At 71.7% G+C, this 12,635-nt stretch carries 11 protein-coding genes; all 11 read left to right on the forward strand.

All coding sequences use genetic code 11. From position 1 onward, the window contains the following. Positions 1 to 96 precede the first annotated feature (96 nt). The 11 genes from KSO97_RS02055 (at position 97) to KSO97_RS02105 (ending at position 12,617) form a co-directional block, all read left to right on the forward strand. A complete protein-coding gene (locus tag KSO97_RS02055) occupies positions 97 to 1,641 on the forward strand; it encodes an ABC transporter substrate-binding protein (RefSeq protein ID WP_232676208.1) in 1,545 nt (514 codons plus the stop codon). Between the two features lie 11 nt (positions 1,642 to 1,652). Continuing rightward, positions 1,653 to 2,507 (forward strand): ABC transporter ATP-binding protein, encoded by an 855-nt coding sequence (locus tag KSO97_RS02060; RefSeq protein ID WP_232676209.1) that lies wholly within the window; start codon positions 1,653 to 1,655, stop codon positions 2,505 to 2,507. Beyond that, positions 2,504 to 3,523 carry an ABC transporter permease gene (locus tag KSO97_RS02065; protein ID WP_232676210.1) on the forward strand — a complete coding sequence of 340 codons (1,020 nt, stop codon included), beginning with the start codon at positions 2,504 to 2,506 and terminating at the stop codon, positions 3,521 to 3,523. The genes KSO97_RS02060 and KSO97_RS02065 overlap by 4 nt, the downstream gene beginning before the upstream one ends. A gap of 5 nt (positions 3,524 to 3,528) precedes the next feature. Further along, entirely contained in the window at positions 3,529 to 4,467 is a 939-nt protein-coding gene (locus KSO97_RS02070) for an ABC transporter permease (protein ID WP_232676211.1), read from the forward strand. Next, positions 4,467 to 5,327 (forward strand): ABC transporter ATP-binding protein, encoded by an 861-nt coding sequence (locus KSO97_RS02075; RefSeq protein WP_232676212.1) that lies wholly within the window; start codon positions 4,467 to 4,469, stop codon positions 5,325 to 5,327. The genes KSO97_RS02070 and KSO97_RS02075 overlap by 1 nt, the downstream gene beginning before the upstream one ends. Continuing rightward, positions 5,320 to 6,735: a zinc ribbon domain-containing protein gene (locus KSO97_RS02080; RefSeq protein ID WP_232676213.1), complete on the forward strand. Its 1,416-nt coding sequence runs from the start codon at positions 5,320 to 5,322 to the stop codon at positions 6,733 to 6,735. The genes KSO97_RS02075 and KSO97_RS02080 overlap by 8 nt, the downstream gene beginning before the upstream one ends. 4 nt (positions 6,736 to 6,739) lie before the next feature. Further along, the gene (locus tag KSO97_RS02085) at positions 6,740 to 7,984 is read left to right on the forward strand and encodes an acetyl-CoA acetyltransferase (RefSeq protein WP_232676214.1); all 1,245 of its coding nucleotides are present in this window, start codon (positions 6,740 to 6,742) and stop codon (positions 7,982 to 7,984) included. Next, on the forward strand, positions 7,981 to 8,892 hold the full coding sequence (locus KSO97_RS02090) for an SDR family NAD(P)-dependent oxidoreductase (protein ID WP_232676216.1): 912 nt from the start codon (positions 7,981 to 7,983) through the stop codon (positions 8,890 to 8,892). The genes KSO97_RS02085 and KSO97_RS02090 overlap by 4 nt, the downstream gene beginning before the upstream one ends. A gap of 70 nt (positions 8,893 to 8,962) precedes the next feature. Continuing rightward, positions 8,963 to 9,463 (forward strand): VOC family protein, encoded by a 501-nt coding sequence (locus KSO97_RS02095; protein WP_232676217.1) that lies wholly within the window; start codon positions 8,963 to 8,965, stop codon positions 9,461 to 9,463. Then, complete coding sequence (locus KSO97_RS02100; protein WP_232676218.1) at positions 9,460 to 11,055, forward strand: AMP-binding protein; 1,596 nt, start codon at positions 9,460 to 9,462, stop codon at positions 11,053 to 11,055. The genes KSO97_RS02095 and KSO97_RS02100 overlap by 4 nt, the downstream gene beginning before the upstream one ends. Beyond that, entirely contained in the window at positions 11,052 to 12,617 is a 1,566-nt protein-coding gene (locus tag KSO97_RS02105) for a class I adenylate-forming enzyme family protein (protein ID WP_232676219.1), read from the forward strand. Before KSO97_RS02100 ends, KSO97_RS02105 begins: the two co-directional genes overlap by 4 nt. Positions 12,618 to 12,635 lie beyond the last annotated feature (18 nt).

Below are 12,635 nucleotides of genomic sequence, written 5' to 3' on the forward strand. Positions count from 1 at the left end.
TTGACTTGATACCAACTGGTCGGTACTTTGCGTTCACGGTCCGCGTCTCGGGAACGCAACGGCGACCGAGTCCGCCCTGGAGAGAGAAGAGAGACCATGACCAAGCACCGTCGCCTGGCACGACGTTCGACCCTGCGCCGCAGCGTCGCCGGCGTCTCCGCCGCCGCGTTGCTCTCGTTCGGCCTGGCCGCCTGCGGTGGGGACGACGCGTCCTCGCCCGGCGGCGGCGGCGCGAGCGGCGAGCTGCGCGTCCTGCTCAACGCCCAGCCCGCCACCCTGGACCCGATCGTCGGCGCCCGCTCGGCCCAGGTCGTCTGGTCGACGGTGATCGAGCCCTTGATCGCCACCGACGAGAACCTGGACCCGACTGACACCGGTCTGATCACGGCCTGGGAGCGCACCGACGACACGACGTGGACGCTGACTCTGCGTGAGGGCGTCACCTTCAGCAACGGCGAGCCCGCCGACGCCGCCGCCGTGGTGAAGACCCTCGAGCTCACCCGCGACACCGACACCTCGATCCTGAAGTCCTACTGGGCCAACGCGACGTCGTTCGAGGCGCCCGACGCCACGACCGTGGTGATCAAGACCTCGACTCCGCAGTACACGGTGCCCAACCAGCTCACGACTGTGTACCTGGTGCCGCCGGCGTACTACGAGGAGCAGGGCAGCGAGGGCTTCGCCGCCGCGCCGATCGGCACTGGCCCCTACGTGTTCGAGGGTCAGAACGCCGGCCGCGACATGACCGTGGTCGCCAACGAGGACTATTGGGGCGAGAAGCCCGCGAACGACGAGATCGTCTTCAGCTGGTCGACCGAGCCGAGCCAGCGTCTCGCCCTGCTGCGCAGCGGCAGCGTCGACGTCGCCCTCGACCTCCCGCCGACCCAGCAGGACGAGGCCGAGGATGCCGGTCTGACCGTGGTCGCGGAGGAGTCGGCGATCAAGATCATCGGCTTCCTGCAGACCGACAAGGCCCCGTTCGACGACCCCGACGTCGCCAAGGCCGCCGCTCTGGCCGTCGACCGCGACCAGATCGTCTCCGGGATCTTCGACGGCAAGGCGGTCGCCGACGGCGGCCTGCTCGACGTCAAGCCCGGCGAGCAGCCCACCGAGGCCGTCTCGCCCGATCCCGATGCGGCGCGTGACCTGCTCGACGGTGCCTCGCCGGAGGTGCCGATCACCTACCCCGCCGGCCAGTACACCAACATCGAGGAGGTCGCCCAGGCTGTGGGCGGCATGCTCGAGGCCGTGGGCTTCAAGGTCACCTACAACCCGCTCGACTACGGCTCTCTGGTGGGCCAGGTGGTCGGACGCGAGCTGAACGGTCTCTACCTGTTCGCCGGCGTGCCGAACGTCGCCGTGCCGGACTTCTTCGCCAGCGGCTTCCTCAAGACCGCCTCGATCACCGGCAACTGCCCCGACCCCGCGATCGACGCCCAGGTGGCCGAGGCGCTGGAGCAGCCGGACGCCGAGGCGAGCCAGCCGATCTACGACGCGCTGAACACCACGGCCGTCGTGGAGAAGAACTGCTACATCCCGCTCTACCGCCAGGTCTACGCCTACGCGACCGCCGACGACGTCAGCGGCGTCGTCTACAGCCCGCTGAACGCGTGGAACTTCTCCCAGGCGACGAAGGGCTGATCCGAAACACCATGGCGAACACGCTCGAGCAGGGGACGGCGGCCGGTTCCGGCCGCCGTCCCGGCACGCCTCCCGGCGACGGCGGCACCGGCCCGGTGCTGGAGATCACCGACCTGGTGATCGAGCACCGACGCGAACGCAGCCGCGAGATGTTCCGCGCGGTCGACGGCGTCTCGCTGGCGATCGGTGCCGGGGAGACCGTCGGCGTCGTGGGCGAGTCGGGCTCGGGCAAGACGACACTCGCCATGGCTGCGACGGGCCTGGGAGCCACTGGGTCGGGCGGGCTGCGCCTGCTCGGACGTGATCTGCGCGCCCTCCGGTCGCGGGAGCTGCGTGCCCTGCGACCGGAGGTGCAGGTCGTCTTCCAGGACCCGCACGGCTCGCTGGATCCGCGCCAGTCGGTGCGGTCGGGGCTGCGCGAGCTGCGCGGCCTTCAGCCCGAGCGCACGTCGTGGATCGACGACGAGGCGCTGCTGGAGCAGGTGCGTCTGGCTCCGGAGCTGCTCGACCGCTACCCCCACCAGCTCAGCGGCGGGCAGGCCCAGCGGGTCTGCATCGCCCGCGCGCTGGTGATGCGGCCGCGCCTGATCGTCGCCGACGAGCCGACGTCGGGCCTCGACGTCTCGGTCCAGGCTGACGTGCTGGAGCTGCTGCGAGCCTCGCAGCGCACGGCGGGCGCCTCGATGCTCTTCATCAGCCACGACCTCGCCGTGGTGCGCAGCATCTGTCAGCAGGTGCACGTGATGTTCCGCGGGAAGGTGGTCGAGTCGGGCCCGGTCGACCAGGTCTTCACCGACCCGCAGGACCCCTACACGCGTCGGCTCATCGAGGCGATGCCCGGAGCGCGATGGAGGGCGCGGCGATGACCCAGGAACTGCAGGCCCCGCTCGCGGGATCGCCACCGGTGGCTCCGTCGGACCGGTCGGCTCCGGCTGCGCAGTCACCGGCTCCGTCAGGGCGCGGCGCGGAGCGTGCCCGCCGCATCCTGCTGCGCGTCGGCGGCGCGCTGGTGACACTGCTGATCGCCGTGACGATCGCCTTCGCGCTGGGTCGGATGTCGGGCGATCCGACGTCGACGATCCTCGGACCGATGGCCTCGCCCGAGCAACGCGAGGCCCTCCGCGCCGAGCTGGGTCTCGACCAGCCGTTGATCGTGCAGTACCTGGAGTACCTGCGCGGCATCGTCACCGGCGACCTCGGCACCTCGCTGCAGTTCTACCAGTCCAACACCCAGATGATCGCCGACCGTCTGCCCTACACCCTCCAGCTGGTCGGCGCCGGCATGCTGCTCGCCGTCCTCGTGGGCGTGCCGCTCGGCGTCCTGGCCGCCACCCGCGAGGGCACCTGGTGGGACCGCGGCGCCTCGGCGCTCGCACTCCTCGGCCAGTCGGTGCCGGTCTTCTGGCTCGGCATGATGCTGGTCCTGCTCTTCGCGGTGAAACTGGACCTGCTGCCGGCGGGTCAGTCGGGTTCGCCCCAGCATCTGGTGCTGCCCGCGCTCACGATGGCGCTCTACCCGATGGCGCACATCGCCCGTCTGACCCGCGCCACCATGAGCGAGGTGCTGCGCGAGCCGTTCATCGACGCCGCCCGCGCACGCGGGCTCGCGACCCGGCAGGTGGTCTGGCGACACGGCTTCGGCAACGCGGCGCTGCCCGTGCTGACGATCGTGGTGCTGCAGACCGGCACCCTGCTCTCGGGTGCCGTCGCCGTCGAGTACGTCTACTCCTGGCCCGGCCTGGGGCAGCTCGCGCTGCAGGCCATCCAGTTCCGCGACTTCCCGCTGGTGCAGGCGATCGTGGTGTTCGGCGCGATCACGTTCGTGCTGCTCAACCAGCTCGTCGACGTCCTGCACGCGCTCATCGACCCCCGGCTGAGGTGACCGCGATGTCCCAGTTCGACGCCTCCGCGACCGCATCCGCGGTCGAGCTCGCACCCGCCCCTCCGGGGCGCCGCCGCGCGACCCGACGAGCAGGTGGCGACCGCCCCCGCCGGGCCCGCCGCACCTCGGTCTTCTGGCTCTCCGCGCCGCTGATCCTGATCGCCGTCACGGTGGTCGTGCTCCCGTGGACCGGCCTGCTGCACGACCCGCACCAGCAGGACCTCGGCAACCCGCTGGCACCGCCGGCGGTCCTCTCCGGCGGTGAGTGGAGCCACCCGCTGGGCACCGACAAGCTCGGTCAGGACGTGCTCGCGCGCTTGGTCGAGGGCGGGCGGCTGACGCTCCTGATCGGCTTGGTCGGAGCGTTGGTCGCGATCGGTCCCGGCACGCTCGTCGGGGTGCTCGCCGGCTATTGCCGCGGCTGGGTCGACGTCGTGGTCTCGCGCGTCATCGACGCCCAGCTCGCGCTGCCCTTCATCCTCATCGCGTTGGCGGTGATCGCCAGCCAGGGCAGCTCGCTGCCGATCCTCTTCCTGGTGCTCGCCCTGACCGGGTGGGCGCCCTGCGCCCGCGTGACCCGTTCGGTCGCGATGACCGTGCGCGAGCGGCAGTTCGTGCTCGGGCTGCGTGCCGCAGGCGCATCCGAGGTGCGCATCGTGCTGCGCCACGTCGTGCCGAACCTGGCGGGCACGATCGTCGCGCTCGGCACCCTGCAGGTCGGGACCGCGATCCTGGTCGAGAGCGCGCTGAGCTTCCTCGGCCTGGGCATCGTGCCGCCCGACATCAGTTGGGGCGCGATGTTGGCCTCGGGCCAGGACGTGCTCTCGCGCGCATGGTGGGTCGCGGCCTTCCCCGGCCTCGCCATCACCGTGGTCGTGTTGCTCGTGAACCTCCTCGGCGACGCCCTGCTCACCCACCACGACCCGCGCAAGAGGAGGCGATGATGGCCGCCGAGCCAACCTTCGAGACCGCTCCCGCCGCCCGCCCCGACGGCGACCTGCTCGCCGTCCGCGACCTGACGGCGACGGCCGCTCTGGCCGATCGCTCGCTCACCCTGCTCGACGGCGTCAGCATCGCGATCGCGCCCGGCGAAGTGCTCGGCGTCGTGGGGGAGTCCGGCAGCGGCAAGACCACGCTCGCGCGCGCCGTCGTCGGCCTGCTCGAGCGCAACGTGAGCATCGCCGGCGGAGCGATCGAGCTCGCGGGCGAGACGATCGTCGCGCCCGGCGTCGGCGCCACCGACCAGGCACGGGGTCGTCGTGTCGGCATGGTCTTCCAGGGCGCCTCGCGCTCGCTCAACCCCCTCATCCGGGTGCGCCGCCAGCTCGCCGAGGTGCTCCGTCGCCACGAGCCCGGCATCAGCCGCGACGACGTCACCCGACGCTCGGAGGACGTGCTGCGCGAGATGCGGATCGAGGATCCCGATCGGGTGCTCGACAGCTATCCCCACCAGCTCAGCGGCGGACTCCGCCAACGGGTCGCGATCGCGCTCGCCGTGGTCACTCGCCCCTCGCTGGTGATCGCCGACGAATGCACCACGGCACTCGACGTCACCACCCAGGCCGAGGTCGTGCGGCTGTTCCGCACGCTGATCGACGACCTCGGCCTCGGTCTGCTCTTCGTCACTCACGACCTCATGCTCGCCAGCGACCTGTGCGACCGGATCGTGGTCATGTCGCAGGGACGCGTCGTGGAGAGCGGACCCACCGCCGAGGTGCTGGACCGACCGCAGGACCCCTACACCCGACGGCTGCTCGCCGCCGTGCCCACCTGGACCGAAGGAGTCGAGAACCCCCATGCCTGACCAGGTGCCTGACCAGGTGCCCTCACGCACGTCGATCGGACTGGCCGCCTATGCGGCCTACGTGCCGCTTCACGTGCTCGACGACAACCGGCTCGATCCCGACGCACCCCGGCCCCGAGGGGCTCGCGCCGTCGCGGCCTACGACGAGGACCCGGTGACCATGGCCGTCGAGGTCGCGCGCCGTCTGGGTCGCGCCCCGGCCGAGGACGGGCTGCTGACGCTCGCCACCACCTCCTCGCCCTATGACGCGAAGACCGCGGCGACGATCGTGCACGAGGCGCTCGCACTCGAACCGTCGGTGACCTCGTTGGACCTGCGCGGTCACCGCTCGGGACTGAGCGGGCTCGACCTGGCGCTGCGCACCGGGGGACTGGCGACGGCCGCCGACCTGCGGATGACCCGCCCCGGAGCGCCCGACGAGCTCGCCCAGGGCGACGCTGCCGCGGCGTTCCTCGGTGGCGACGCCCGGGCCGCTGAACTGGTCGCCCGCGCGACCCGCACCGAGGAGATGCTCGAGCGCTGGCGCCTGCCCGGCGAGCGGGTCGACCGGGTGTGGGACGAGCGCTTCACCGCCGACCTGCTCGTGCGCGCCGCCACCGACGTCGTCGGCCAGGTGCTCGCCGAGGCCGGCATCGAGCGCCCCGACGTCGTCGTGGTCAGCTCGTCCAACGCGCGTGCCGCCGCCACCCTGCGCAAGCGCCTGGGCGGAGACGGTGCCGACGCGGCGGTCGAGGCGCAGACCGGGTTCACCGGCGCTGCCCACCCGGGGCTGCTGCTCGCCTCGGCTCTCGACGTCGCCGAGCCCGGCACGCTCGTCCTGCTCGTCAGCGCCACCGATGGTGCGGACGCACTGCTCCTGAGAGTCGGGGAAGGCGTGCGCGCGGCGCGGGGCGGCCCGAGCGTCGCCGAGCAGCTCGCCCGGCGAGTGCCGGTCAGCTACGCGCGCTACCTGCGCTGGCGGGGCCTGCTCGACGTCCAGGGTCCGGCGCGGCCCGCGGCCCCCGCACCGGCGGCGCCGCCGATCCACCGCCGCCGCGACTGGAAGTACCGGCTGGAGGGGATGCGCTGCGACGCCTGCAGCGCTGTCACGACGCCCCCCGGCCCGGTGTGCGCCCGGTGCGGGTCGGTCGAGGGGGGCAAGCACGTCAGCCTGCGGGACCTGCCGGCCCGCATCGTCAGCGTCGCGCAGGACCGGCTGACCACCATGCCCGAGCGCGAGGTGGCGATGGTCGTCGCCGACGTCGAGGGCGGTGGCCGGCTGACGGCGTACGCGACCGACGTCGACCCTGCGACGCTCGCCGTCGGCGATCGGATGCGGCCGACCTTCCGTCGGTTGTGGACCACCGACGCCGTGCACAACTACTTCTGGAAGCTGCGACCGTGGGAGGACCACACCGATGGCGAGTAGGCGGATGACCCACGACGTGGCGATCGTCGGGATGGGCTGCACGCCGTTCCGCGATCACTGGGACCGCTCGGCCGACGACCTTCTCGTCGAGGCCGTCCGCGAGTGTGTCGCCGGCGTGCCCGGCCTGAGCCTCGACGACGTCGACGCGTTCTGGGTGGGCACCCAGGGTTCCGGCATGTCCGGCCAGACCCTCTCGCGACCGCTGCGCCTGCGCGGCAAGCCGGTGACCCGTGTGGAGAACTACTGCGCCACCGGCTCCGAGGCCTTCCGCAACGCCGCGTTCGCGGTGGCCTCCGGCGCCTACGACGTCGTGATGGCCACGGGTGTGGAGAAGCTCAAGGACTCCTCGTTCTCGGGGCTGACCGCGGTCTGGCCCCCGGCCGACGGCACCGACGTGGACTGGACGGCGCCGGCGAGCTTCTCGCTGCTGGCGCCGGCCTACCAGCAGGCCTACGGGCTCGAGGACGCCGACCTGCGCAGCACCCTGACCGCGATCGCGGTCAAGAACCACGCCCACGGCGCGCTCAACGAGCGCGCCCAGTTCCGCAGCCCGGTCACCGCGGAAGCCGTCGAGCGCGCCCCGCGCATCGCCGGCCCTCTCGGCGTGATGGACTGCTCGGGCGTCTCCGACGGTTCCGCCGCGGCGATCCTGGTGCGAGCCGAGGACGCCTACCGCTACACCGACACCCCGATCTTCCTGCGTGGCATGGGTTTCGTGTCGGGGTCCGGTGAGGGGCTGGCCGCCGACGAGTACGACTTCACCACGTTCCCCGAGGTCGTCCAGGCAGCCGGCGTCGCCTACGAACAGGCCGGCGTGACCGACCCTGCGACCCAGATCTCGCTGGCGGAGGTGCACGACTGCTTCACGCCGACCGAGCTCGTGCTCATGGAGGACCTCGGGTTCTCCGAGCGTGGGCAGGGATGGCGCGACGTCCTCGACGGACGCTACGGCCTCGGCGGTGGCCTGCCGGTCAACACCGACGGCGGGTTGAAGTCGTTCGGCCACCCGATCGGCGCGACCGGGCTGCGGATGATGTTCGAGGCCTGGACCCAGCTGCGCGGCGAGGCCGGCGACCGGCAGGTTCCCGACGCATCGCTCGCGCTGGTGCAGAACCTCGGCGGTCAGCCGGGCTCGTGCGTGGCCTTCGTCGCCGTGCTCGGTCGTGATCGTGACCCGGAGTACGCCGAGTCCGCGAGTGCTGGCGCCACCACGGGCACCAGCACCGGCGACGAGGGGGAGGCGGCGTGAGCGTCGACTTCGCCGGTCGCACCGTGCTCGTCACCGGTGCCGGCAACGGGATCGGCCGCGCCCACGCGCTGCTGCTCGCCTCGCGCGGCGCCCACGTCGTCGTCAACGACGTCGGTGGCTCGGTCCACGGCGAGGGCGGGTCGTCGGCGGTCGCCGATGCCGTCGTCGCGGAGATCGAGGACGCCGGCGGAAGGGCGACGGCATGCGCCGCGTCGGTGACCGAGGAAGCCGGAGGCGAGCTGCTCGTCGCGACCGCTCTGGAGGCCACGGGTCGCCTCGATGCCGTGATCCACAACGCCGGCATCCTGCGCGACCGGTCGTTCGCCAAGGCCGGGCCCGACGACGTCGACCCGGTGCTCGACGTCCACCTGCGGGGTGCGTTCCACGTGCTGCGACCGGCATGGCCGGTGATGGTCGAGCAGGGCTACGGCCGGATCCTGCTGACGACGTCCGCCTCCGGCCTGCTGGGCAACTACGGCCAGGCCAGCTACGCCGCCGCGAAGGCGGGTCTCCTCGGGCTGATGAACGTGCTCTCGATCGAGGGCCGGCGACACGGGATCACCGTGAACGCGCTCTCGCCGACGGCGGCGACGCGGATGACGGAGGGGCTGCTCGGCGAGCTCGCCGATCGGTTCGAGCCCGAGCACGTGGCTCCCGTGGCTGCGTACCTGGTCTCCGAGGCGTGCACGCTCAACCACCACGTGCTCTCCGCCGGCGGTGGTCGCGTCGCGCGGCTGTTCGTCGGCACCACGCCGGGGTGGTACGGCGGCCGCGAGCCCGTCAGCCCCGACGACGTGCACGACGCGATCGAGGAGATCTGCTCGCTCGACGGCTTCGTGGTGCCCGAGGACGGCACCGGCGAAGTCGAGCTGATCCGCGCCGCCCTGCTGGGCGACGCCTCGGCCTGAGACACAGCCCGCACCTCACCCGCTCGCCGCCCACCGTCGGCGCGCGACCCCGACCAGGACGAGGAGTCCGATGCCTGTCAGCGAAGTCCACCACGTGGCGATGACCGTCTCCGATCTCGAGCGTGCCGCCGGGTTCTACGAGCGCGCGCTCGGGTACACCCGCACGCTGCGTTCCGACGTCGGCGGCCCGGGCATCGAGGATTCCCTCGGCCTGCCGAGCGGCACGACGGGCAAGGTGCAGTACCTGCAGGGGCCCACCCGCGTCGGTCAGCTGGAGCTGATCGAGTGGAACGGCCAGACGCAGCGCTCGGAGACGGCGGGGCACCTCGAGCTCGGGACCTTCCTGCTGAGCTTCGAGGTACCCCTGCCGGAGCTGGAGGAACTCTACGACCGCGTCGTGGCCGAGGGCGGATCCCCGCTCACCCGACCGAATCGGGTGCTGTTGGAGAACTACGGCTACATCCACGCGTTCGCCGCTCGCGACCCCGACGGCAACCTGCTGGAGTTCGTCTCGCTCCCCACGCGGGAGGAGATCCTGGCCTACCGCGCGGCGAACGACGAGACGTCATGAGCTCCCCTGGCGGGGCCGGGCCTGCCATGGCTGCGACCCTGAATCCCAGTGAGGTGCTGCGGCGCCAGCGGCTGCGCCGCGGCGACCGTGAGGCGCTCGTGGACGGCGAGCGCCGCTGGACCTACGCCGAGCTCGACCGCGACGTCGACCGGCACGCCGCCGCGCTGGTGGCCGGCGGAGTCGGGGCGGACGATCTCGTCGGAGTGCTCGGACGCAACCACGCCACCTATCTGCTGGTGCTGCTCGCGCTCTCACGCATCGGCGCGGTCTCGGTGCCGCTCAACTGGCGCCTGCACCCGACCGAGCAGGCCTACGTGCTCGACCAGGCCGGCATCGCCGTGCTCGTGCACGACGACGACTTCGAGGCCGATGCCGCCGCCCTGCACGACCAGGCCGGCCTGCGCCTGGGCATCGCGATGGGCGACTCCGACGCCGTCGGTCAGCACCGACTCGCCGACCTCGTGGCTGCCCAACCCGACGGCGTCCGCGTCCCCGATGCGGAGAAGCACGCCGACGACGTGCACCGGCTGCTCTACACCTCCGGCACCACGGCTCGGCCCAAGGGCGTGATCCACACCTGTGGCAACGTCGCGGCCAACCACCTGGGTCAGGTGCTCGAGCTCGAGCTCACCGAGCGCGACCGCATCCTGATGTCGGCGCCGCTCTTCCACGTCAGCGGACTGGAGGCGCCGGGGTTGGCGACGTTCGCCGCAGGCGGCACGCTCGTGATGGGCCCGACCTTCGCCGCCGAGGACATCGCCGAGCTCGTCGAGCGCGAGCAGATCACCGGCATGGTGCTTGCCGCGCAGATCCTCTTCGGCCTGCTCGACCTGGTCGGTCCCGACACGGCCACCGCTCATCGCCGAGACGTCTCGTCGCTGCGCTACCTGCTGTTCGCCGGCGTCGCGCCCGCCGTCCGGCTGCGGGTCAAGGAGCAGCTGCCGCATGTGCGCATCATCGACACCTTCGGCATGACCGAGCTGACCAACGGCGCCTGCTACCTCGACGCAGCACATCAGGTGTCCAAGGTCGGCGCGCTGGGGGCGCCGTTCCCGCAGGTGCACCTGCGAGTCGTCGACGAGGAACTGCGCCCGATGCCGCCGGGAGAGCCCGGCGAGATCGTCGTCCGTGGTCCGAAGGTCTCGCCCGGCTACTGGCGGGACGAGGAGGCCACGGCACGGTCGCGTCGCGACGGCTGGTTCCTCACCGGTGACGTCGGCTACCTCGACGACGACGGCTACCTGTGGTTCGTCGACCGTCGCACCGACCTGATCAAGTCCGGTGGCGAGAACGTCGCCAGCGCCGAGGTCGAGCGGGTGATCGCCGGCCACCCCGACGTCGCGGAGGTCGCGGTGATCGGCGTGCCCGACGACCGGTGGGACGAGGTGCCCAAGGCGTTCGTCATCGCGCGCTCCGGCAGCGGACTGGACGCGGAAGCGGTCCGTGAGTACTGCCGCGCCCACCTGGCGCGGTTCAAGGTGCCTGCGCACGTCGACGTCGTCGACTCGCTGCCGCGCAACGACTCAGGCAAGGTGCTCAAGACGATCCTGCGTCAGCAGGAGGCTCAAGCGCGGGAGACCCAGGAGCGATGACCGAGAACCTGGCCCGCATGCTGCGAGGCAACGCCCGGCGATTCGGCGATCGCACGGCGCTCGTCTTCGAGGGCCGCCGCTGGACCCACGCCGAGCTCGAGGCCGAGGTGCAGGCTCTCGCCGCCGGTCTGGTCGCCCATGGCATCGGGCGCGGTGACCGGATCGGCGTCGTCGCGCACAACGTGCCGGAGTACCTGCAGCTCGGCCTCGCGCTCGCCAAGGTCGGTGGCGTCCTGGTGCCGCTGAACTATCGCCTCACGCCCCGCGAGCTCGCCCAGCTGCTGGACCACGCCGGCGTGGTCGCCGTGGCGACGGTGCCGGAGTTCGCCGACCTCACGACGTCGGCACTCGATCTGCTCGACCACGAAGCTCTCCGGCTGAAGCTGGCGTTGGAGCCGATCCCCGACGTCGACGGCTGGCAGTCGGTGGGGGAGCTCGTCGCTGTGAACCGAGGCGCCGAGGTGGACGACGCCGACCTCGGCGCCGACGACCTCCAGCGCATCGTCTACACCTCGGGCACCACGTCGTTGCCCAAGGGCGTGCTGCTCACACACGGCAACGTGAGGGCGAACATGCATGCCCAGGTCGTCGACCTCGGTCTGCGCGCGGGCGACACGATCCTCAACGCCGCGCCGCTGTATCACGTCGGTGGCACCGATCTTCCGGGCTACGGCATCTGGCACGTCGGCGGCGCGATGGTGCTGCTGAGGCGGTTCGATCCGCCGTCGGTGCTCGAGGCGATCAGCGCCGAGCGGGCGCAGGGCATGGTGTTCGCCGCGACGATGCTCGATCTGGTGCGGCGCGAGGCCGATCGGGCACGAGACGCAGGGACGCCCTACGACCTCACCAGCGTCGAATGGCTGATCTTCAGCCAGGTGACGCCGGCGCTGTTCGTCGTCGCGCGTGAGCTGTTCCCGAACGCTCGGCTGATCGAGGGCTATGGGCTGACGGAGACCTGCAGCGGCCTGACCTACCTCGACGCCGCCCATATGGAGAGCAAGCTCGGTTCGGTCGGGCTTCCGCTCGTGGGCGTCGACGTCCGGGTGGTGGACCCCGACGGTCGGCCGGTACCTCCGGGGGTCGACGGAGAGGTGGTGGCTCGGGGCCCGAAGGTCAGTCCCGGCTACCTCGACGACCCTGATGCGACGGCAGCGGCGTTCCGCGACGGGTGGTTCCACACCGGTGATGTCGGTGTGATCGACGAGGACGGCTATCTCACGATCCGCGACCGGCTCAAGGACATGATCCGCAGTGGTGGCGAGAACATCGCCAGCGCCGAGGTGGAGGCCGCCCTCGCCGACCACCCGTTGGTGCTCGCTGCCTCGGTGGTGGGCGCACCGCACCCGCGGTGGCAGGAGGTTCCGGTGGCGTTCGTCGTCGGCCGCCCGGGCCTGGAGGTCGACGACCTCGTCGGCCACGCCCGGGAGCGACTCGCGCCGTACAAGGTGCCCAAGGAGATCTTCGTCGTCTCCGATCTCCCCACCAATCCGTCCGGCAAGGTCCTCAAACGAGACCTCCGCGCCCTCCGACCGCAGCTCACGCCGTCCTGGTCCTACGACTGATCCGCTGGCCGGGGACGT

Origin of the sequence: Nocardioides sp. R-C-SC26 (genome assembly GCF_021246465.1) — a bacterium.
Taxonomy (GTDB): domain Bacteria; phylum Actinomycetota; class Actinomycetes; order Propionibacteriales; family Nocardioidaceae; genus Nocardioides.